At 62.6% G+C, this 21357-nt stretch carries 17 protein-coding genes; 7 read left to right on the plus strand and 10 right to left on the minus strand.

What is annotated here, in order from left to right:
* Positions 1-1776 (minus strand): alkaline phosphatase, encoded by a 1776-nt coding sequence (locus tag HJ583_RS01960; RefSeq protein ID WP_170020051.1) that lies wholly within the window; start codon positions 1774-1776, stop codon positions 1-3.
* A 172-nt stretch (positions 1777-1948) separates the two neighbouring features.
* On the opposite strand from HJ583_RS01960, the gene HJ583_RS01965 reads away from it, so the two are divergent.
* The 3 genes from HJ583_RS01965 (at position 1949) to HJ583_RS01975 (ending at position 7293) form a co-directional block, all read left to right on the plus strand.
* Positions 1949-2977, plus strand: a complete 1029-nt coding sequence (locus HJ583_RS01965) for a threonine aldolase family protein (protein WP_170020053.1) — start codon at positions 1949-1951, stop codon at positions 2975-2977.
* 160 nt (positions 2978-3137) lie between these two features.
* The gene (locus tag HJ583_RS01970) at positions 3138-3755 is read left to right on the plus strand and encodes an OmpW/AlkL family protein (RefSeq protein WP_170020055.1); all 618 of its coding nucleotides are present in this window, start codon (positions 3138-3140) and stop codon (positions 3753-3755) included.
* A gap of 160 nt (positions 3756-3915) precedes the next feature.
* A complete protein-coding gene (locus HJ583_RS01975; RefSeq protein WP_170020057.1) occupies positions 3916-7293 on the plus strand; it encodes an EAL domain-containing protein in 3378 nt (1125 codons plus the stop codon).
* 48 nt (positions 7294-7341) lie between these two features.
* Here the strand turns inward: HJ583_RS01975 and HJ583_RS01980 are convergent, their stop codons facing one another.
* A complete protein-coding gene (locus HJ583_RS01980; protein ID WP_170020059.1) occupies positions 7342-8715 on the minus strand; it encodes a phosphomannomutase/phosphoglucomutase in 1374 nt (457 codons plus the stop codon).
* Between the two features lie 176 nt (positions 8716-8891).
* Here HJ583_RS01980 and HJ583_RS01985 point away from each other — a divergent pair, with 176 nt between their 5' ends.
* From HJ583_RS01985 to HJ583_RS01995, 3 genes are all read left to right on the plus strand, one after another.
* Positions 8892-9374, plus strand: a complete 483-nt coding sequence (locus tag HJ583_RS01985; RefSeq protein WP_170020061.1) for a MarR family winged helix-turn-helix transcriptional regulator — start codon at positions 8892-8894, stop codon at positions 9372-9374.
* 98 nt (positions 9375-9472) lie between these two features.
* Positions 9473-9898: an organic hydroperoxide resistance protein gene (locus tag HJ583_RS01990; RefSeq protein ID WP_101941836.1), complete on the plus strand. Its 426-nt coding sequence runs from the start codon at positions 9473-9475 to the stop codon at positions 9896-9898.
* Positions 9899-10104: 206 nt separating this feature from the next.
* The gene (locus HJ583_RS01995) at positions 10105-12678 is read left to right on the plus strand and encodes a pectinesterase family protein (protein WP_170020063.1); all 2574 of its coding nucleotides are present in this window, start codon (positions 10105-10107) and stop codon (positions 12676-12678) included.
* Positions 12679-12738: 60 nt separating this feature from the next.
* On the opposite strand, the gene cynS is transcribed toward HJ583_RS01995, so the two are convergent.
* The 6 genes from cynS to HJ583_RS02030 all read right to left on the minus strand — a co-directional run bounded on the left by cynS (position 12739) and on the right by HJ583_RS02030 (position 18085).
* On the minus strand, positions 12739-13182 hold the full coding sequence (gene cynS, locus HJ583_RS02000; RefSeq protein ID WP_170020065.1) for a cyanase: 444 nt from the start codon (positions 13180-13182) through the stop codon (positions 12739-12741).
* Positions 13183-13193: 11 nt separating this feature from the next.
* Complete coding sequence (locus HJ583_RS02005) at positions 13194-14066, minus strand: ABC transporter ATP-binding protein (protein WP_170020067.1); 873 nt, start codon at positions 14064-14066, stop codon at positions 13194-13196.
* 3 nt (positions 14067-14069) lie between these two features.
* Positions 14070-14912 carry a nitrate ABC transporter permease gene (gene ntrB / locus HJ583_RS02010; protein ID WP_170020069.1) on the minus strand — a complete coding sequence of 281 codons (843 nt, stop codon included), beginning with the start codon at positions 14910-14912 and terminating at the stop codon, positions 14070-14072.
* Positions 14913-15050: 138 nt separating this feature from the next.
* A complete protein-coding gene (locus HJ583_RS02015; RefSeq protein WP_170020071.1) occupies positions 15051-16400 on the minus strand; it encodes a CmpA/NrtA family ABC transporter substrate-binding protein in 1350 nt (449 codons plus the stop codon).
* Positions 16401-16420: 20 nt separating this feature from the next.
* Positions 16421-17098 (minus strand): DJ-1/PfpI family protein, encoded by a 678-nt coding sequence (locus HJ583_RS02020; RefSeq protein ID WP_170020073.1) that lies wholly within the window; start codon positions 17096-17098, stop codon positions 16421-16423.
* 594 nt (positions 17099-17692) lie between these two features.
* Positions 17693-18085, minus strand: coding sequence for a winged helix-turn-helix transcriptional regulator (locus tag HJ583_RS02030; RefSeq protein ID WP_170020075.1), 393 nt, complete (start codon positions 18083-18085; stop codon positions 17693-17695).
* Between the two features lie 90 nt (positions 18086-18175).
* On the opposite strand from HJ583_RS02030, the gene HJ583_RS02035 reads away from it, so the two are divergent.
* The gene (locus tag HJ583_RS02035; RefSeq protein ID WP_170020077.1) at positions 18176-19060 is read left to right on the plus strand and encodes an SDR family NAD(P)-dependent oxidoreductase; all 885 of its coding nucleotides are present in this window, start codon (positions 18176-18178) and stop codon (positions 19058-19060) included.
* 491 nt (positions 19061-19551) lie between these two features.
* Here HJ583_RS02035 and HJ583_RS02040 read toward each other — a convergent pair whose 3' ends face one another.
* Together HJ583_RS02040 and HJ583_RS02045 are read right to left on the minus strand one after the other, a co-directional pair.
* Positions 19552-20187, minus strand: a complete 636-nt coding sequence (locus tag HJ583_RS02040; RefSeq protein ID WP_170020079.1) for a response regulator — start codon at positions 20185-20187, stop codon at positions 19552-19554.
* Positions 20184-21353 carry a PAS domain-containing sensor histidine kinase gene (locus HJ583_RS02045; RefSeq protein ID WP_170020081.1) on the minus strand — a complete coding sequence of 390 codons (1170 nt, stop codon included), beginning with the start codon at positions 21351-21353 and terminating at the stop codon, positions 20184-20186. Before HJ583_RS02045 ends, HJ583_RS02040 begins: the two co-directional genes overlap by 4 nt.
* Between the last annotated feature and the right edge of the window lie 4 nt (positions 21354-21357).

A 21357-nucleotide genomic window follows, 5' to 3' on the forward strand; every position in this document is an offset into this window, starting at 1 on the left:
TTACTTCTTGCCCGTTGCAGCGGGCTTGCCGAGTGCCAGTGCGTCGGCGATCACGCGGAACAGGTCCGTGTTTTCCATCTGGCCATGCACGGCCGCCGAGCCGGGGCCGCCAGCGGTGAGCACCACGTCATCGCCGGTATGTACGCCTTGATTGGCGCCGCGCGGGCCCACGTTGGGCAGGTTGCCGGTGCGGAATACTGCGCCGGGCACATCCTTGTACTTCTCGTTGGCCACCATCACGCCCTCGGCATTCTTGATCGCCGGCACGTTCTCTCCGTCCAGGTAGGGGCGGAAGGTTTCGTAGTAGTCCGGGGTGTTGGCGAACACCAGGCGGATACGCTTCGAGACATCGACTTTCTCCGGATAACCTTCGGCGTTCGGCGCCGGGTAGTTCGGAAAGCCAGCATCTTCATAGGTGCCGATCTTGTTGCGCATGTCGCTGCCCGGCGCATCGTCATTGACCGTACCGACGACGCTGACGCCGTGGCTGTGATCGGCGGTGACGAGGATCAGGGTGTTGTTGCCGTTGGCCTTGCTCCAGCGCTTGGCTTCGGCGACCGCCTTGTCGAGCATGATCGTGTCGTAGATGGCGCGTTCGGCATCCATCGAGTGCGAGTACTTGTCGATGCGGGCGGACTCGACCATCAGCACGAAGCCCTTCTTGTTGCGCGACAGGATCTTGATCGCGGCCTTCATTTCTTCGACCACGTCCGGCTGATCCGGGAACTTGCTGACCGAGCCCTTCTTGAGGAACTTCAGATCCAGCGCGCCATCGATGTTGCCGGTGTTGTAGAGGCCCAGCAGGCGGGTGGTTTTCTTGTCGTCAGCCGCGGCGGCCATTTCGGCCTTGGTGGTGGTGAAGGCGTAACCTGCGCCCTTGAATTGCTCGATGTAATCGACCTCGTCGGTGCGCTTGGAACCCGGCGTGGATTTGGGCAGGAAGTTCGGCGAGCCACCGCCCATGATCACGTCGATCTTGGTGTCGTAGAACATCTTCACGATGTCATTGAAGTCCGAGCGGCGACGGGTGTGGGCCACCATCGCGGCGGGCGTGGCATCTTCGATTTCGGAGTTGGTCACGGCGCCGACGGCAAGGCCGTTGCGCTTGGCCAGCTCGCCGAGGGTTTCAACCTTGGGGTGATCCAGCGAATTGGCGGCACGCGAGCAATACACGCCCAGCGCATTCACGCAGCTCTTGTGGCCGGTGGTGTAGGCGTGGGCGGCATTGGCCGAGTCGGTGATGATCGAGTCCGTGCCCTGGGTGCTGAGGAGCGCCATAGCCGGCAGTTCGTCCATGGCCAGCTTGCCCTTGAGTTTTCCGTCTTCAATGCCCTGCGACAGGATGCGCGCCGCAGTGCGGTGGGCGACCGAGAAGCCGTCGCCGATGAAGAGGATCACGTTCTTCGCGACAGGCTTGGCCGGCGTGGCGTAGACGTTCCAGACCACCTTGCGGGTGTTCGTGCCGTCCGAGGCTTCGACGCTGTACTGGCCCGGTTTGGTGAGCGTTACGTCACGCAGGATCAGGCTGGAGGCGCCCTTGCCGGTTTCGTCCGGGATCAGGCTAGCGGACTTGCCGAGCAGCTTGTGATAGTCCTGCCCGTTGAGGGTCAGTTTTACGCTGGCGGCATCGACCGGGCCGGGGAACTCGACCTTCAGGTCGAAGCGCGAACCGGCGAGAATTTCGGCGCGATTGATCGGGTAGAGGGTCTGCGCGGCGGCAGGCAGGCAAACAGCGGCGAGCAGGGCGGCCGCGACGGGAAGGCGGGCAAAGCGCATGGATGTGTTCCTTGTGAAGAGCGAGAGCGACATCCGGCAGGGTATGTGTTACAGGTTAAATATTTTTGACAGACGCCCGTCATTTAGCGGTAACCACTTCGTCATCTCTCGAGGCAGGCCGCTCGCCGGTGGATAATGCTTGGCTTGTGATCAGCCAGCAGCGGAGATTTTCATGGCCCAGCACTTTGCCAGCGACAACTATGCCGGGATCTGCCCGGAGGCCTTTGCCGCCTTTGCCGAAGCAAACTCAGACCACGCCATGGCCTATGGTGATGATGAGTGGACCCGGCGCGTATCGGATCGCATGCGCGCGATCTTCGAAACCGATTGCGACGTGTATTTCGTCTTCAACGGCACGGCGGCCAATTCGCTGGCGCTGGCCTCGCTGTGCCAGTCCTATCACAGCGTGATCTGCCATGAGGCGGCGCATGTGATGACGGATGAGTGCGGGGCGCCGGAGTTCTTCTCCAACGGTGCCAAGCTGCTGGCGGCCGCGGGCGAGTTTGGGCGGATCAGCCCGGACGAGGTGACGCGTCTGGTCGAGCGCCGCAGCGATATCCACTACCCGAAGCCGCGCGTGGTAACGCTCACCCAGGCGACCGAGCTGGGCACCCTGTATCGCCCCGAGCAGATCGCGGCGATCAGCGAGCGGGCACGCCAGTATGGCCTGCGCGTGCACATGGATGGCGCGCGCTTTGCCAACGCGGTGGCCTCGCTGGCGGTGAAGCCGGCGGACATCACCTGGCGTGCCGGCGTGGATGTGCTGTGCTTCGGCGGCACCAAGATGGGTTTGCCGGTGGGCGAGGCGGTGGTGTTCTTCGACCGGCGCCTGTCCGAAGATTTCGCCTATCGCTGCAAACAGGCCGGCCAGCTGGCGTCGAAGATGCGTTTTCTGGCTGCGCCCTGGCTGGGCATGCTGGAGGACGGTGCCTGGCTGCGCCGCGCCGCGCATGCCAATGCGATGGCCGAGCGTCTCTCGCGCGGGCTGGCGGACTTACCGGGGCTGCGCCTGATCGCGCCAACCGAGGCCAATGGTGTGTTCGTGGACTTGCCGGCCGAGGTCGCGGCGGGCCTGCGTCGGCGTGGCTGGCGCTTCTACGATTTCATCGGCAGTGCGGCACGCTTCATGTGCGCCTGGGATATCGAGGCGGAAACCGTGGATGCGCTGCTGGAGGATGCACGTTCCCTGTGTGAGGCTTGAGCTTTCCCTGCGGGAAAGCGTGTAGGGGCAATTCCCATTCTTGCGAAAAGGTCTTTTTGATTAAGATCAACTCCGCAATTTGAGGGACGCGGAGAGGGGCGTGCAGGAGTGACCTTCTTCAGCGACGGAAATGTTTGCCTAACCTACAGAGGAGAGACTCATGAATAAGAAGATGCTGGCGGCTGTGCTTGCCCTGCTGGCGGCTACGGCCATGCCTGCCGCACATGCCGAGGAGAGCCCGTGGTTGCTGCGGGTGCGCGCGGTCTATGTTGATTTCGATAACAAGCAGTCCGACGGTTTGCCGCTGGGGGGCTCGACCGCCATCGAGGCGAAGAGCCGCTGGATTCCCGAGTTCGATATCAGCTACTTCTTTACCAAGAACATCGCCACCGAACTGGTGCTGACTTATCCGCAGGAAGTCGACATCAAGGTGGGGGGCAGCAAGCAGGGCACGATCAAGGCCTTGCCGCCTTCGCTGCTGCTGCAGTACCACTTCACGGATCTGGGGGCTTTCAAGCCTTACCTCGGGCTGGGTCTGAACTACACCCTGTTCTCGGATCGCAGCAATATCCTTGGCGGGGCAGCCGAAGTCGAAAGTTCCAGTATCGGGCTGGCGGCTCAAGCGGGGCTGGACTTTGCCCTGAGCCGGAACTGGTCATTGAATCTGGATGTGAAATACCTCCAGATGGATACCGACGTGAAAGTGGGCGGCACCAAGGTCGGCAATGTGGGTCTGAACCCGATCACCTGGGGCCTCGGGGTGGGTTATCGCTTCTGAATGCTCTTTTGTCTGAGACTGGAAAGGCGCCTGCGGGCGCCTTTTTGCATGCCGGCGGATGGGCTTGAGGGTGTGTGCGTTGCTGTTGCAGAGAGGATTGACGCAGACTTGAGGGTGACCACGGATGATCGTGCCGGGGGCTTTGGGAACGGACCACTCGATGATATTCACTCCGCGACAACGCTTCATTGCCTTGGCTAGCCTGGGTTATGCCGTTTTTGCGCTGGCCTGGATCTTCCTGTCCGACCAGTTGCTGGCCGAGTTTACCGACCTGTCACGCATCGTCTGGCTGTCGACGGCCAAGGGCGTGGCTTTCGTGTTCATTACCACAGCCATGCTGTTTTTCGCCTTGCGCGCCGTGCCGGCCGCTGATGCGCTGCGCGCGGTGGCAACGCCAATGAATGGTCTGCGCCCACTGCTGGGCTGGCCCCGCTGGCTGCAATATGGATTTGCCCTTGTCTCCAGTCTGAGCTTTGCCTTCATGCACTTCAGCCTGGCGCATGGACCGGAGACGCCGGTTTTGCAGATCCTGATCTTGCCGATCATCGTCAGCGCGGCCATTGGCGGCCTGTGGCCGGGTTTGTGGGCCACGGCCCTGGGAGCGAGTGCCTCCCTGTTGTTGATGCCGCCGGAAGCGGCGGCCCAGTTGCTGTCCATCCCGAGTGAAAAGCTGCGCTGGGTTTTTCTGCTCGCCAATGGCCTGCTGATCAGCGTGTTATGCGAAACCCTGCATCGCGCCTGGTTCCGTCTAGAAGCCAGCCGGAGCACTCAGGCAGCGATCCTGCGCAGCGTGGGCGATGCGATCATTGCGGTCGATGAGCGAGGTCAGATCAGCTATCTCAATCCGGAGGCCGAGCGGATCACCGGTTGGCCAATGGGCGAAGCGCTCGGGCAGGAGATCGGAGCTGTGTTGCGTCGCTCTGGGCAGAACGCCGTGCACGCTGCCGCGCTCTCGGGGGATCTGACCCTGATCCGCCGCGATGAGGCGGAGATTCCGGTGTCCCTGCGCGAGACGGCGATTCATCATGACGATGGACGGGCCGCCGGACGGATTTTCGCCTTCAGCGACGAGCGTGAGCGGCGGCGCATGGAGGCGGCCCTGCAGCATCAGCACGATTTGCTCAAGGACATGAGCGCGATGGCTGAGCTGGGCGCCTGGGAGGTGGATGCTGCGAGCCTGCAGGGGCCGCTTAGCGAGGAGGTGGCGCGGATTTGCGGCCTCGATGCCGCCGCACAGCCCCCCTTGCTGTTTGGTCCGCATCTGTTCAGCGAGCGCTGGCGGCTGTTGTTCGAGTCGGCCATGGCGCGCCTGTTTGGGGAGGGCAGCGCCTGCGACATGGTGCTGGCACTGCAGACGCCCGGCGGTGTAGAGAAGTGGGTGCGCCTGGTGGCCGAGCCGGTGCTGGTTGAAGGGCATATCGTGGCCGTTCGCGGTGCGATGCAGGACATCAGTGCCCAGCGACGAGCCGAGGATGCCCTGCGCGAGAGCGAGGCCCGCTATGCCCGGGTCATCGAAGGCTCGGAGCAGGGTTTCTGGGTGTGGAATGTGCAAACCAACCAGTTCGATATCAGCCCGCGTTTCGCTTCGATGCTGGGCTATCAGTTCGGCAAGTGGGATATTTCACCGGCCCGTTGGGTCGATTATCTGCAGCCGCAGGATCTGGCGCGGGCGCAGGCTTCGATCGAGGCGCATCTGGCCGGACGCACGCCACTCCACGAAGTGGAGTTCCGGATCCGCACGGCCAGTGGGCAGTGGAAATGGATTCTGACGCGTGGCCGTATCGTCGAGCGAGATGCCGAGGGTCGGCCCCTGATCATGGCCGGCACCCATACCGATATTGCGGCGCGCAAGGAGACGGAGCTGGCCCTGCGCCGCGCGGCGGCCGTGTTCCAGAATGCGCGTGAGGGAGTGGTGATCACCGACGCCGAGCTGCGCATCGTGATGACCAATGCAGCCTTTACCGAGATTACCGGCTATAGCGAGGCTGAGGTGCTGGGCAAACCCGGCACCCTGATGCGCTCAAACCGCCACGATGAGGCGTTCTTCAAGGGAATCTGGGAGGCTGTTGCGCAGCACGGCCACTGGCAGGGAGAGTACTGGGGTCAGATCAAGGATGGCCGCGTAGCGCCGGTGTGGCTCAGCATCAGTGTGGTGCGCGATGAGCAAGGGGAAGTCTGTAACTATGTGCAGGTTTTCTCGGACATTTCCAGCCTCAAGGCTTCAGAGGAGCGCCTGGATCATCTCGCTCACCATGATGCGCTGACCCAGCTGCCCAACCGCCTGCTGCTGTTCACGCGCCTGGAGCACGCGCTGGCCATGGCGCAGCGCGATGGCAGCCTGTTGGCGCTGCTGATGTTTGATCTCGATCGCTTCAAGGATATCAACGACAGTTTCGGCCACCTTGTGGGCGACCAGCTCCTGCAACTGCTGGCTGACCGCATGGGGGCGCGGTTACGTAAAACGGATTTCTTTGCCCGTCTCGGCGGCGACGAATTCACCATCCTGCTCGAGAACCTGACGCGTCTTGAAGATGCGGCGCGGGTTGCGGAAGAACTGATTCACTCGCTTGAAACGCCTTTCCAGCTGCCCAACGGGATCGAGGTGCAATGCAGCGTCAGCATTGGCATCAGTCTGTTTCCCGGCTATGGCGAAACTGCCGAGGCCTTGCTGCAGCAGGCCGATGCTGCCATGTACCGAGCGAAGGCCGAGGGGCGCGGGCGCTTCCAGTATTACTCGTCAAGCATGACGGACGCTGCGCGCGACCGCATCAGCATCGATGCCCGCTTGCGCCGCGCCATCACCCGCGGTGAGCTGTTCCTGCATTACCAGCCGCAGATCGAGCTGCACAGCGGGCGCATCGTGGGGGCCGAGGCCCTAGTGCGCTGGCAGGATCCGGTGGAGGGGCTGCTGGCGCCGGCGCGCTTCATCCCGATAGCCGAGGAGACCGGCCTGATCCGCGAACTGGGGGCCTGGGTGCTGCGCGAAGCCTGTCGCCAGGGGCGAGCCTGGCTGGATGCCGGCCTGCCGCCGCTGCGCCTCGCGGTGAACGTGTCGGCCCAGCAGATCCGTCATGGCCAGTTTGATCAACTGGTGGAGCAAGTGCTGCGCGAAACAGGCTTTCCGGCCAATCTGCTGGAACTGGAGCTGACCGAATCGGTACTGATGGATGCCCATAGCGAGGTTGCCCGCCTGCTCGACAATCTGCGCGCTCGCCAGATCCGTATCGCGATCGACGACTTCGGCACGGGCTATTCCTCGCTGGTCTATCTGAAGCGCTTCCCGCTGGACGTGCTGAAGATCGACAAGGGCTTCGTTGACGGCCTGGTGCATGATCGTGACGACCGCGCCATCACCCTGGCCATCATCAGCATGGCGCGTGCACTGGGCTTCAAGGTACTGGCGGAAGGGGTGGAGGATCCCGAGCAACTGATGATCCTGCAGGCTCACGGCTGCGATTTGTACCAGGGCTACTTCTTCAGCAAGCCGTTGCCGGCGCAGGAGTTTGTGCAGCGCCTGCAGGTCCAGCCGGTTTCCTGAAAGCAAACGGCCCGCACAGGGCGGGCCGTTCAGGCCGAGTGCCAAGCTTCAGAAGGGCAGTTCGATGCCCGGCCAGGCGCTGCCGATCTTGCTGCGGAACTCGTTCTGGATGCGTTCCAGCGCGGCGGCATCATCGGCCTCGAAACGCAGGACTACCACAGGAGTGGTGTTCGAAGAGCGGGCCAGACCGAAGCCATCGGCAAACTCGATGCGCAGACCGTCGATGGTGATGCGCTCGACTTCGCCCTCAAACTTCACCGTCTTGAGCTTTTCGACCAGCGCCACCGGCTCGCCTTCGCTCATCTTGATGTTCAGCTCTGGCGTGCATACTGCGTCCGGCAGCGCCTTCAGAATGGCGTTGGCATCCGGGCTGCGCGACAGGATCTCGAGCAGGCGCACGCCGGTGTAGAGACCGTCATCGAAGCCGTACCAGCGCTCCTTGAAGAACATGTGGCCACTCATCTCGCCGGCCAGCGGGGCGCCGGTTTCGCGGAGTTTGGTTTTCACCAGCGCGTGGCCGGTATTCCACATCACCGGTTCGCCGCCATGCTTGCGGATCCACGGGGCGAGGTTGCGGGTGCACTTCACGTCGTAAATGATCTGGCCGCCGGGCACGCGCGAAAGCACGTCGGCGGCGAAGAGCATGATCTGGCGATCCGGATAGATGATCTCGCCATCCTTGGTGACCACGCCCAAGCGGTCGCCGTCGCCGTCGAAGGCCAGGCCGATTTCAGCGTCGCCTGCCTTCAGCGCGGCGATCACGTCTTCGAGGTTTTCCGGCTTGGAAGGGTCCGGATGGTGGTTCGGGAAATTGCCGTCCACTTCGCTGAACAATTCGGTCAGCTCGCAACCCAGACGCTTGAACAGTTCCGGTGCGGTGTTGCCGGCCACGCCGTTGCCGGAGTCGAGCACGATCTTCATCGGGCGAGCCAGCTTCACATCGCTCAGGATGCGTTCGATATAGGCCGGGCGCACGTCGGTGTGCGAAACGCTGCCGGTACCCTGAGCGAAATCGCCTTCCACAATGCGGCGGCGCAGATCCTGGATCATTGCGCCGTACAGCGTCTGGCCGCCCAGCACCATCTTGAGACCGTTGTAATCCGGCGGATTGTGGCTGCCGGTGATCGAGACACAGCTGTTTGCGCCCAGGTGATAGGCCGCGAAGTAGGTGATCGGGGTGGCGACGCAGCCAATGTCGATCACGTCGATGCCTGTGCTGGTGATGCCTTCGGCCAGGGCCGCCGCGAAGTCCGGGCCGGAGAGGCGGCCATCGCGGCCGATGACGATGGTTTTCTGGCCGCGCACCAGGGCTTCCGTGCCCAGTGCCTGGCCGATGCCGCGCACGGTTTCAACGGTGAGGGATTTGCCGACGATGCCACGGATGTCGTAGGCCTTGAAGATCTCGGGTGCCGGAGAAAACATGCGGATGCGCTCCTGATGGTTTGCCAAAGGCGGCGATTATACGGTGCCTCTGATGACAGGCCGTTAGTCCATAGCACGCTGCGTGCCAAGCAGGACACGGACTGAGGGGGCCAGCCCATCCAGTCCGTGTAATTTGGTGCTTGCAATTAAATTGTGTGCAATGTAATGTTCGAGCCATGAACTCCCGCGCTGCCTCTCCTGCCGATCAGCTCGACCCCGCCGCCTTGCTCAAGCTGGACAACCAGCTGTGCTTCGCGCTGTATTCCACTTCGCTGGCCATGACCAAGGTGTACAAACCCTTGCTGGCCAGGCTGGGCCTGACCTACCCACAGTATCTGGTGATGCTGGTGTTGTGGGAGCAGGATGGGCTGACCGTGTCGGCGCTCGGCGAGCGTCTGTTCCTCGATTCCGGCACCCTAACGCCGCTGCTCAAACGCCTCGAAGCGCAGGGCATGTTGCTGCGGGCGCGCAGCGCGGAAGACGAGCGCCAGGTGATCGTGAGCCTCAGCGAGACTGGCCGGGCCTTGCGCGAGGAGGCGCTGGCGGTGCCGCAGGCAGTGCTGTGCGCCACGGCCTGCACGATTCCCGAGCTGCAGACCATGACCGCGGAGCTGCAACTGCTGCGCCGCAAGCTGGGCGAAGCCTTGCTCAAAACCTGAATTCTCCGGAATTGAAGGTCGGTTGTTTTGGCCCGGCCTTCAGGTGCAAATTAATTGCACACAATTTAATAGCCAAAAATATGAAATGGAGTCCCAGCATGAAACTCGAACAAGTCGCCTACCGTGCCCAAGCCACCGCCACCGGCGGCCGTGATGGTCGTGCCGTGTCCTCGGACAACAGCTTCGATCTGAAGCTCACCACGCCGAAGGAACTGGGCGGCGCGGGCGGCGCCGGCACCAATCCGGAGCAGCTCTTCGCCGCCGGCTATTCGGCCTGCTTCATCGGCGCAATGAAGTTCGTCGCCCATCGCGATGGCATCAAGCTGCCGGCCGACCTCGCCATCACCGGCGAAGTGGGCATCGGCCCGATCCCGAACGGTTTTGGCATCGAAGTGGAACTGAAGATTTCCCTGCCGGGGCTGGACGAAGCCACTGCGCACACCCTGATCGAGCGCGCCCATGTGGTGTGCCCGTACTCGAACGCCACGCGCGGCAACGTCGAAGTCACCCTGACGCTGGTCTGATGTTTGAAGCCCTCCCGGCGGGTGTCGGGAGGGTGGTTTTGCGCAGGTGCCATGTCGCTTGTGTTTTTTTCCTTCTTCCCCTGAATTCTTGCTGATCCTTCCTCATCGGTCTGTTGCCACATGCCATCGTGATAGCGTGAAAGCGGTAACAGGCGCCGGGGGTATGAGCGCTTGTCCACACAGACAAGAAATACTCGGGAGGAAACATGAAGACTTCAATGCGCCAGCCTTTGCTGGCAGCAATCCTTGCGGCTGCAGGCATGCTGGCTGCTTGTGGTGGAGGAAGCTCTGGCAGTGCTGGCAGCGCGCCTGCCACATCGGCGGCGAGCAGTGCAGTGCTCAGCAGTAGTGCGAGCAGCAGTGAGCCCTCTGACAGTGCTGTCAGCAGCAGCGCAGCGGCCCAGTCCAGCACCGCCAGCGCCACTTCAGGCTGCAGCAGCAGCGTATGGTTCTGCGATGATTTCCAGAGCGGCACGGCCGATAACTGGGAACTTGCGCCAGCGGGCACCGGATCGGCCTTTGCGGTGGTGGATGAACCCGGCGTGACAGGCAACAAGGTGCTGCAATACACCGCCGGCAAGGCGGGGGGCGTGATCGCGCTGCTCAAGGATTCGGTCTGGGCGACGATTCCGAACAAGAGCGACTACTACGTCGAAGCCCGCATCAAGCCCCAGAACAACAGCACGACTGCCAACAAGCAGCTGTTCCTGATCGGGCGCTATCAGGATGCCAGCAACTGGATGCTTGGCGGTCTCAACGTGCAGAGCACCTCGGCCGCCACCCAGGTGAATGCCGGCTACAACAAGGCCGGCATCATCACTCGCCCGGTGGCGGTCAACAAGCCCATGGTGCTGGGCACCCAGGGCAGTACCGATGGAGAGTGGTACACCGTGCGTTTCGAAATGGTGGGCGCTGAGCACACCGTGTATTTCGAAGGCGAGAAAATCAATGCCACGCCGATTACCGACAGCAGCTTCGCAGCGGGCAAGATCGGCCTGTTCACCAACAATCGTTCCTTCCTGATCGATGACATCAAGGTTGGCGACCCCTCCATCAAGCCGGTGCAACTCACCCTAAGCCCCTCGGCAACGAGCTATGTCGCAGAGGTGGGCGATGCTCCCTATGCGGTGACGGTAACGGCCCGTACTGCTGCGGCCACTGAAGACAGTTTTACGGTCGTTTCCAGCAAGCCGGAAGTGGCGCAGGTCAGCGTGAACGGCAGTGCGGTCAGCATCACGCCGAAATCAGCCGGTACCGCCGTCATCACCTTTACCAGCGGATCGAAACCGGATCTGGTGCGCAGAATCACCGCCACCATCAACCCCGCATTCGTTCAGCCGGTAACGACTTACGGCAATCTGTCGGCACTGACCGTACCGGCCGCTGGCAGCGCGGCGGCTTACACCGATGAATTGCTGAGCCTGAGCTTTGATGCCGCCCCCACCCTGACCCAGAACGGCTCTATCCGGATCTTCAAGAACAGTGACGACAGTCTGGTGGATGTCATCAAGCTGGCCGATGAGAGCGATGCCGTTGGCCCGGCGGCAGACGGCTACTACCGAGGCGTGAAGATGCCGCTGGCGTGGGTGAGTGGCAGCAAGCTCTTCATGCGTCCGCACCAGGGCAAGTTGCAGTACGGTAGCCAGTACTACGTGGCGATCGCCGAGGGCGTGGTGACGGGTGCGAGCATTGCCGGCAGCAGTTTCAAGGGGCTCGGCAAGAGTGCGAACTGGAGCTTCAGCACCCGCACCGCACCGCTCACCACCCTCACCGATCTGGTGGTGGATGACGACGGCAGCACAGCAGACTTCCGCAGCATTCAGGGGGCCATCAACTATGTGATGAAGAACGTGGCCAAGGACACGGCAGCGAGCATCACGGTGAAAAATGGCAGCTATCCGGAAGTGCTGTTTCTGCGTAACAAGAACAAGCTCACGATCAAGGGCGAGAGCCGTAGTGGCGTGGTGCTCAGCTTCGACAATAACGATGGCCTCAACCCCGGCTCTGGTGCGAGTGTTGCGACCGCCGCGCGTTCCGGCGGCGGACGGGCAGTGTTTCTCGTGGAAGCATCCGACGAGCTGACTCTGGACAACTTCACGCTGCGTAATCCCCGCCTGCGTACCGGTGCGGGTGACCAGGCCGAGGTGATCTACTTCAATTCACCCACCGGGCGCCTGATCGCGAAGAACGCCGACTTCTACAGTGAGCAGGACACGCTTCAACTCAACGGCTATGTCTGGTTCTACAACGCGCTGGTGGCCGGCAATGTGGATTACATCTGGGGCAGTGCCAAAGCTGCACTCTTCGAGAACTGCGAGATCCGCACTGTGGGCGATAGCAAGACGCCGACCGTTGCCACCGGCGGTTACATTCTCCAGACCCGCGTCGCTGCCGCTACCGACAAGGGCTTCGTGTTTCTCAACAGCAGTCTGACCAGTGCTAACGGCCCGGCGGGGAACGCGGTGGCCAGCGGTAGTTCAGCCGCAACCTATCTCGCCCGCAGTGCCGGTAACGGCAGCTTCGACAACGTGGTCTTCGTTAACAGCAAGATCGGCGAACACATTGCGGCAACTGGCTGGTTGACCAGCACGAGTCCCACCCCGAATCCGGCGACTGCCACGAGCGGCTGGCGCGAGTACGGCAGCACGCGGCTGGATGGTTCGGCGCTGGATACCAGTGGGCGGGCTTCTGTGGCTCGGACGCTGAGTTCAGGCGAGGTGGCGCCCTATGCTTCGCGCGCCGCCGTGTTTTCGGCGATCAGCTGGGATCCGACGCCTTGATCGGTTGCGCCGCAGGGCCGCATTCAAGCGGCTCTGCGGCGCTTTCGCGGGTGCCTGATGTCAGTAGGTCTTGTAAGGCAGGAACTTGCCGCTCATGGTGATGCTCACCCGGTCGCCCATCGGGTTGGGTTCGCGCTGCAGGTCCATCTTGAAATCGATGGCGCTCATGATGCCGTCGCCGAACTCTTCATGGATCAGTTCCTTGAAGGTGGTGCCGTACACGCTGATCAGCTCGTAGAAGCGGTAGATCAGCGGGTCGGTGGGCACGGCGGTGGGCAGCGAGCCCTTGTAGGGCACGACCTGCAGCAGATTCACCGCTTCTTCCGGCAATTCGAACAGCGCGCCGACCTTGGCGGCCTGTTCGGCGGTGAGCGTCATCTGGCCCAGCAGCGCGGCGGTGGTCCATTCTTTGGACTGGCCGACCACTTCGGCGATCTGGCTCCACTTGAGCTTCTTGGCGATCTTCTTCTCGATGATCATTTCGGTCACGTCGTAACGCTTCATGGCGGGCTCCTTCAGGCTGCGATGGGATTGGAAGTGTCGGCGTCTTCGGCATCAAGGCCTGGACGCACGATGGGGGGATGCTTCGGGTCGTGGCCTTCCACCGCGTCGCCGGCATACAGCTTCGAGCGCTCGACGAGGAAGACCACCAGGTGATTGCGGATGCGGTAGTACTGCGGGTCGTGGTGGATCGAGGCGCGGGTGCGGCTGCGCGGCATCGTCACCTCCACGATCTCGGCGATCTTGGCCTGCGGGCCATTGCTCATGAGCAGAATCTTGTCGGCCAGCAGAATGGCTTCATCCACATCGTGGGTGATCATGAACACGGTCTGCTGCGTGGCCTGCACGATGCCCAGCAACTCGTCCTGAATCGTGCCACGGGTGAGCGCATCGAGCGCGCCGAAGGGCTCGTCGAGCAGCAGCATCTTCGGCTCGATGGCAAAGGCGCGGGCGATGCCGACGCGCTGCTTCATGCCGCCGGAAAGCTCGGCCGGCTTCTTGTGCAGGGCGTGGCCGAGGCCGACCATCTCCAGATACTTCGTGGCATGTGCGGCGACCTGCTCGCGGCTCCAGTCCGGCCAGCGCGAGCGCACGCCGAACTCCACATTGGCGAGCGTGCTCATCCAGGGCATCAGCGCATGGCTCTGGAACACCACGCCGCGATCCAGCGAAGGGCCGCGCACTTCGCGACCGTCCATGAACACATGGCCGCCGCTGGCTTCATCCAGCCCGGCCAGCACATTCAGGATGGTGGTCTTGCCGCAGCCGGAGTGGCCGAGGATGCACACGAACTCGCCACGCTCGATGCCGAAATGGATGTTCTCGAACACGGCCGGGCAGCTGCTTGCGTAACGCCGGGCGAGGGCTTCAACTTTTAGGAAGGACATGGCTTATTCCCTGTAGCTCACAAGCCTGGTCAGCTTCGCCAGCGCGGTGTCGAGCAGCATGCCGACCAGGCCGATCAGCAGGATCGCGGTGAAGATGTTGGTGATCGAGAGATTGTTCCACTCGTTCCACACGAAGTAGCCGATGCCGGTGCCGCCCACCAGCATCTCGGCGGCCACGATCACCAGCCAGGCAATGCCAATGGAGATGCGCATGCCGGTCATGATGGTCGGCGCCGCTGCCGGCAGGATCACCAGAAAGGCGGTGCGCAGGCGGCTCACTTCCAGCGTGCGCGCCACGTTGAGCCAGTCGCGCCGCACGCTGGCCACGCCGAAAGCCGTGTTGATCAGCATTGGCCAGATCGAGCAGATGAAGATCACGAAGATCGCCGAGATGCTCGAATCCTTGATCGTGTAGAGCGCCAGCGGCATCCAGGCCAGCGGCGAGATCGGCTTGAGGATCTGGATGAAGGGGTCCAGCGCGCGGTAGATCAGCGGCGACATGCCAATGGCAAAACCGAGCGGAATCGCCACCAGCGCGGCGAGCAGATAGCCGCCTAGCACGCGGGCGAGCGAGAAACCGATCTGGATGCCCAGACCCTTGTCGTTGGTGCCCTTGTCGTAGAACGGATCCTTGAGGTGCGACCAGATCTTGGCGCCCACCTCGCCGGGGCCGGGGAAGGCGCTCTTGGCGCCGGTCGCGGCCGCGCCGCCGACCAGTGCCGCATATTCAGGATCAACGATCACCGCCGCCTCCTTCGGGCGCGTGGCCAGATGCCAGGCGGCGAGCGTGAGCAGCAGGATCAGTAGTGAGAGGAGTGGCGCGAGCCAGGGTTTTTGTTTGGTCATATTCATCAGCAAAAACGAATCAGGCCGTCATCCCGGCGAAGGCCGAGATCCAGTCGTGGGCATGTGAAAGTCGCTGGACTCCGGCGAGTTTTGAAACACTCGCCGGAATGACGATCTATGTGGTGCATTCCTTTGTGATCAACTCCGTTTGATCGCAAAGCTCTTCAGGTAGTCCTCGGGCTTGGCCGGGTCGAATTCCTTCTTCATGATCATCACTTTCTTCATTGACACCTCGGGCGCCGGGAAGCCGTTTTCTTTCATGAGCCGTGCTGCATCGGTGGCGAGGAACACGTCGCGCGCGACCTTGCGGTAATCCACATCGCCCTTGATCTGGCCCCAGCGCTTCATCTGGGTGAGGATCCACACGGCGAAGCTTTCATACGGGAAGGGGTCGAATTCCAGACGATCCGGCACCTTCTGCACGCCGCCCAGACCGTCGGCAAAGGTGCCGGTGAGGATCTGGTCGATCACCACCTCGGGCTGGTTGAGGTAGTTGGCCGGTGCAATCGCCTTGGCGATGTCCTTGCGGTTGGCCGGGTTGCTGGCGAACTTGGTCGCATCGATGATGGATTTCAGCAGCGCCTGATATGTGTTCGGCATGCTGGTCACGAATTCCTTGCTGGCACCGAAGGCGCAGCAGGGGTGGCCGTCCCAGATGTCGCGCGAGAGCATGTGGATGAAGCCCACGCCGTCGTACACCGCACGCTGGTTCATCGGGTCCGGGCCGAGGAAGCCGTCGATGTTCTCGGCGCGCAGGTTGGCCACCATCTCCGGCGGCGGCACGGCGCGGATCTGCACATCGGTATCCGGGTCGAGACCGGCTTCGGCCAGGTAGTAGCGCAGCAGGTAGTTGTGCATCGAGAAGTCGAAAGGCACGGCGAACTTGAAGCCCTTCCACTGCTTCGGATCGCGCTTGTCCTTGTGCTTCATGGCCAGCGTGATCGCCTGGCCGTTGATGTTCTCGATGGCCGGCACGGTCCAGGGCATCGGGTTGGAACCCACGCCCATCGACATGGCAATCGGCATCGGCGAGAGCATGTGGGCGGCGTCGTATTCCTTGTTCATCGCCTTGTCGCGAATCACCGCCCAGCCGGCGGTTTTCACCACTTCCACATCGAGGCCGTACTTCGCGTAGAAGCCCATCGGCGCTGCCATGATGATCGGCGTGGCGCAGGTGATCGGAATGAAGCCCACCTTCAGCTTCTGCTTCTCCAGCTTGCCGCCGGTTTGCGCGAAAGCTTCCTTGGCCGCGCCGAGCGGGAAGATAGTCGAGATCGCCGCCAGCGCGGTGCCGGCGCCCACCGAGCGCAGGAAGTTGCGGCGCATGTTGTCGTCGGGGAAGAGGGCGCGCATCACCGCTCCTTCCACTGCGCGGTCCTGCGCGGCCTGCAGTTCCATGTCATGCGCGGCCTGGCTGCTGTGCTGGCCGCAGCTGCAACCCTTGTGCAGCCGGGTTTCAGGGTCAAAGGGGTTACGGAAGATCGACATGGGGACTTCTCCTTTCAGGTTCAGGCGGCTGCTTGGCAGGGGGCGGTGGCAAATTCGATATCGTCCTGATACAGATTCCAGGCGCGGTGGTATTCCATGATCCGGGCCACATCGGCGACGAAGGCCTTGTCGTAACCGGCGCGGGCCAGCAGATGCAGGCCCAGCTCCATGCCCGAGGCGATGCCGCCGGCGGTCACGATGCGGCCGGCATCCACCACGCGGGCGCGGCTGATCCGGCAGGCCGGCGCAATCTCGGCGAGGCGGTCAATTGGCGTCTTGCCCATGTGCGAGGCTTCGAGCCGGTCCGGCTCCTTGCGGTTGGTGGCCGGCAGGCCATCGAGCAGCCCCATGCGGGCGTAGATCCACGAGCCGGTGCACACGCTGGTCAGCAGGCAACTCTCCGGCAGGGCACGGATGTAGTCGTGCAGGCGGCGGTTGTGCATCTCCTGCCGGGTGCCGAAGCCGCCGGGAATCAGCAAGGCATCCAGCGCCGGCGCATCCGCAAAGCTGTAGTTCGGCATCACGGTGAGCCCCGCCTGGGTCTGCACCGGGCGCAGCGCATCGGCGATCAGGAATACATCGATCTCCGGGTCCAGCCGCCGCGCCACCGACAGCACGCCCGCCGGGGCGGCGTAGTCGATGATCTCCGCGTCCTTGAACACATAAATGCCGAGCCGGAATCCTGCCGTGCGTGCCATGGGGTGCTCCCTGTCTGATGGCTCCAGATTAGGGAGGGTGGGGCGAGGGCGGTATCACCGGATTCGTGATTGGGGTGTAGTGATTGCACTACAGGGGTAGTTGTAGGGCGAATTGATAACGCGCCATGAACTCGCTCGGCGCCAGAAGTTGGATCTGATGATTCACTCAGGACCTAGCCAGTGGGCGGTGTCTGCTGTTCGGTCTTTGCCGTCATTTTGGCCTGCAACAGACTCGGTCAGCTAAGCGGCGAAAAGCTGCCGTTCCGATAGCGCCCCAAAAATTGAAGGAAGCCTGACCTATGTACATCCTGGCGAATTCGAATTCACGATTGGCGACGAAACCAAGATCGTGAAGGCCAGCGATACGCTTTACAAAAAAACCAACATCATGCACGGCCGTATCTGCAAGAAAGCCGGTTCGCTGATCGACACCTTCACTCCGATACGCGAAGACTTCCTGAAGAAGTAAGCACCCCTTCCTGAGACAGAATCCCGGGCGAAGGCTGTTTTCTGGAAAGCCTAGAACGCGGCCGAGAAATCAGCCTGGAGCGGACAGGCACTCCATGCAGGATGCATTTCCGCTCGGTCACTACCTCACAAGTTTTCCTGCGCGGAGTCATAGGCGTCTTGCGCGGTTTCAATCGCGCTCTGGTAGGCCATTGCCCAATCGGATAAAACGCGCAAAGGCTCAGTCAGGGTCTGGCCTATGGGTGTCAGCGCATAGTCAACGCGGGGCGGAATCGTCGGATACACCGTTCGGGTGACCAGACCATCCCGCTCCAGCCCCCGCAAAGTCAGCGTCAGCATTCGCTGCGAAACGCCGCCGATCAACCGGCGCAGGGCATTGAACCGCATCGGCCCGCGAGAGAGCGCCCCGATGATCATGACGGTCCACTTATCGCCGATCCGGTCCAACACCTTTGCCAGACGACGACATTGCTCATGCTCGTCGCTGCCTGAATCCTCTGCCTGATCGGGTGGTAACAAAGATGTGCCCTCTTGTGCCGCGTTTCACGGGCTCATATTGTAGCCCTGGGTACAAATTGTGCCTGACTGGCGGGACTGGAGAAATTACAAGTGGATAAGCCGATTCAAACAAGGCTGGAACGCAGCGTGGTCGACAAGAATTTTGTGTTCTTCGGCGGCAGCACCGGGATGGGCAAAGCGGCCGCGCTGGAGCTGGGCCGTCGGGGCGCATCCATTCTGATCGTGGGTCGCTCAAGGGAAGCGGGCGAAGCGGCGGTCGCAGAAATCCGCCAGGCCGGCGCCGGCTCTGCGGCCTTTTTACAGGGGGATCTCTCGACTGTGGCCGGCGTCGCGACCGTGGCCGCCGGTGTGAAAGCCTGGCGCCCGGTTCTGCATGGCGTCATGCATACGGCCATGTCCGCGTTCCCGCGGCGGATGGATACGGTCGATGGCTTCGAGTTTGCCTTTGCCCTGCAATACTTCGCCCGCGCGGCATTGAACCGGCTGCTGCTCGACGCCCTCGCGGCCTCGGGCGACGGGCGAATTGTGCATATTGGGGGCGACGTGCCGGGCTTGATCAAGGCCGATCTGGATGACCTGCAATTTCAGCAACGCCAATGGGGCTTCATGAAGTCGATTTTGACGACCCATGTTCTGGGCGCCTTGAATGTTCAGGAAGCGGCACGCCGCTGGCATGATCTGCCGGTCAGCATTGCGGTTTCCTGTGTGGGCAGCACCAAGACCAAGGCCATGCTCGACTCAAACATGCCCTGGTTCATGCGTTTGATGGGCCGGTTCGGCGCCAGCCCTGAGTTTTCCGCCCGCAACGCCGTGCGCTTTCTCACCGCGCAGGATGTCCAAGACGCCAATGGCGCGAGTTTCCGCAAACCCAAAGTCTATAAACCCGAGCCCATCAGCAAGAATCCCGATGATGCGGCGCGGCTTTGGCACATCACCGGTGAACTGGCTGCGGAACGTGGCCTCAGCTTACCTTGAGGGGCAAAAGAGTGTGATTGAGTCACGCCCGCGAACGAGGCTCTGCTGTCGCTTCCAGATTCAAGGATGCAGTCAAGTCCTGAGAAAATGCGAAATCTGATCCTTCGCGAGCACTTGCGGGCTAGCTTGATCACCACGCCGGCGGTATCTGCGCACGCCACTGAGTAGGCAGAGCAGCGCTTGATGCTGACAGGACTGGGGCAAAAACTGCGGCCTCAGCCTCAAGCACGATCCCGACTCAAATCGAAGCGCCAGGTTGATCCTCGGCTAAGTTGCCGAGAATTACATTGAGGCCGCAAGGTGAGATCTGATCAACGGCAGCTATGTGCTAGAGGTCAGACAGATCCGGCCTACTAGTCGAATGATCGTTTAGGCCGAGCTTCGGGCACTGACGTATAAGACTGCGGGGTTGGGGCTACGTTTCTGTTCCGATCCATTTGCGTTGATCGAGGCGGCGCAGTGTTCACTGCGCCCTACGCCCTACGTCCGTCTCATGCCCCCAGCAACTGATGCCGCGCGGCGTAATGCGCGATTTCGAGGGCATTGCGCAGGCCGAGCTTTTCGCAGATGCGGGCGCGGTAGGTGCTGATGGTGTTGGCCGAAAGCGAGAGCTGCTGGGCGATGTCGCCCACAGTGCGCCCTTGCGCGAGTAGCTGGAGCACCTGGAATTCGCGGTTCGACAGGGTTTCGTGCGGGGCGCGGGCGTGGTCGCGGCGGATGTCCTGCGTCATCAGTTCGGCGATCTCTGGCGTGATGTAGCTGCCGCCCTCGGCCGCACGGATCAGCGCGGCGAGCAGGGTTTCCGGCGCGCAGCCCTTGTTGAGATAGGCGGCTGCGCCGCTGCGGATCGCGCGCAGGGCGAACTGGCTTTCGGGGTAGACCGAGAGCATCACCACGCCGCACTTCGGGAACTCGTTGCGGATGCTGCCGAGCACGTCCAGCCCGTCGCGCTCGCCGAGCGCGATGTCGAGCAGCACAGCGTCGAAGGCTTGTTTGCGTAACAGGCTCAGCGCGGCGGGGCCGTCGGCGGCTTCGTGGATTTCGCCGATGCGCGCGTCCTCGGCGAGGATCTGGCGCAGGCCACGGCGGATGATCATGTGGTCATCCACAATCAACACGCGGATCATGCGAAGACTCCCTTGAGCGTGACGCGCACCGTGGTGCCGGCGCCTTGTGTGCTGTCGATTTCCAGCTCGCCACCGAGTGCGCGGGCACGCTCCTGCATGCCGAGCAGGCCGAAGCTGGTGGGCTGGGCGGGGGCGATCATGCCGCGCCCGTCATCGCTGATTTCAAGCATCAAGTCGCGCCCGATGGCGCTGGCATGCAGGCGGACGGCGCTGGCCTGGGCGTGGCGGCTGACATTGGTGAGCACTTCCTGCGCGATGCGATAGAGCGCGATTTCGGCTTCGCGGCCGAGGCGGCATTGCTCGATATGCGGCGCGCAGTCGTAGTGGCAGACGAGGCCCGTGCGTTGCTGGAATTCGGTGAGCAGGGCTTCGAGCGCGGCCCACAGGCCGAGGTGGTCCAGCACGCCGGGACGCAGGTCGGTGAGGATGCGGCGCACCGCGCCCATCGCGTTGCCGGCGATCTCCAGCATGTCGTCGAGCTTGGTTTGCATGGCCGGCGCGGGCAGCTGGCGGCGCAGCCAGTTCATTTCGAGTTGCAGGGCGGTGAGCGAGGCGCCGAGCTCGTCGTGGATATCGCGGGCGATATGGCGGCGCTCTTCTTCACGCACCGCATTCGAGTGCGCCGAGAGGCGTTGCAGCGCGGCGTGCGAGGCGCGCAGCTCTTCGCTGGCGGCTTGCAGCTCGGCAGTGCGAGCGGCGACGCGGCGCTCCAGCTCGTCGTGCGCGGCCTGCAGGGCGGCTTCGGTGCGCTTGCGCTCGGAGATGTCGCTGAAGGTGACGACCGCGCCGACCACGTTGCCGCCATGCTCGCCATCGCGGATCGGGTAGGAGGCGTACTCGGCCGGGAAGGCGCTGCCATCGCGCCGCCACAGCACTTCGTCATCCACGCGCACGCCGCGCCCCTCCTGAAAGGCGCGGAAGATGCGGCAGTCATGCACCGGCATCAGGGCGGAATCGGCGTGGGAGTGGTGGATCAGGTAGTGCATATTGCGGCCGAGCACTTCATCCGGCGTGTAGCCCAGCATCTCGGCACCGGCGCTGTTGATGAAGATGCAGCGGCCGCGCAGGTCGATGCCGTAGATGCCTTCGCCAGTGGATTCCAGCAGCATTTCCAGCTGGCGCCGCCAGGCGTGGTGATGGGAGAGCTGGTGGAGATCCGCGAACATGAGG

This window comes from Uliginosibacterium aquaticum, assembly GCF_012972705.2.
Taxonomy (GTDB): Bacteria; Pseudomonadota; Gammaproteobacteria; order Burkholderiales; family Rhodocyclaceae; genus Uliginosibacterium; species Uliginosibacterium aquaticum.

Bases quoted from the DNA above. Each gene is read 5' to 3' on its own strand.
- HJ583_RS01960 (WP_170020051.1), bottom strand. From the start codon at position 1,776: ATGCGCTTTGCCCGCCTTCCCGTCGCGGCCGCCCTGCTCGCCGCTGTT.
- HJ583_RS01965 (WP_170020053.1), top strand. From the start codon at position 1,949: ATGGCCCAGCACTTTGCCAGCGACAACTATGCCGGGATCTGCCCGGAG.
- HJ583_RS01970 (WP_170020055.1), top strand. From the start codon at position 3,138: ATGAATAAGAAGATGCTGGCGGCTGTGCTTGCCCTGCTGGCGGCTACG.
- HJ583_RS01975 (WP_170020057.1), top strand. From the start codon at position 3,916: ATGATATTCACTCCGCGACAACGCTTCATTGCCTTGGCTAGCCTGGGT.
- HJ583_RS01980 (WP_170020059.1), bottom strand. From the start codon at position 8,715: ATGTTTTCTCCGGCACCCGAGATCTTCAAGGCCTACGACATCCGTGGC.
- HJ583_RS01985 (WP_170020061.1), top strand. From the start codon at position 8,892: ATGAACTCCCGCGCTGCCTCTCCTGCCGATCAGCTCGACCCCGCCGCC.
- HJ583_RS01990 (WP_101941836.1), top strand. From the start codon at position 9,473: ATGAAACTCGAACAAGTCGCCTACCGTGCCCAAGCCACCGCCACCGGC.
- HJ583_RS01995 (WP_170020063.1), top strand. From the start codon at position 10,105: ATGAAGACTTCAATGCGCCAGCCTTTGCTGGCAGCAATCCTTGCGGCT.
- cynS (WP_170020065.1), bottom strand. From the start codon at position 13,182: ATGAAGCGTTACGACGTGACCGAAATGATCATCGAGAAGAAGATCGCC.
- HJ583_RS02005 (WP_170020067.1), bottom strand. From the start codon at position 14,066: ATGTCCTTCCTAAAAGTTGAAGCCCTCGCCCGGCGTTACGCAAGCAGC.
- ntrB (WP_170020069.1), bottom strand. From the start codon at position 14,912: ATGACCAAACAAAAACCCTGGCTCGCGCCACTCCTCTCACTACTGATC.
- HJ583_RS02015 (WP_170020071.1), bottom strand. From the start codon at position 16,400: ATGTCGATCTTCCGTAACCCCTTTGACCCTGAAACCCGGCTGCACAAG.
- HJ583_RS02020 (WP_170020073.1), bottom strand. From the start codon at position 17,098: ATGGCACGCACGGCAGGATTCCGGCTCGGCATTTATGTGTTCAAGGAC.
- HJ583_RS02040 (WP_170020079.1), bottom strand. From the start codon at position 20,187: ATGATCCGCGTGTTGATTGTGGATGACCACATGATCATCCGCCGTGGC.
- HJ583_RS02045 (WP_170020081.1), bottom strand. From the start codon at position 21,353: ATGTTCGCGGATCTCCACCAGCTCTCCCATCACCACGCCTGGCGGCGC.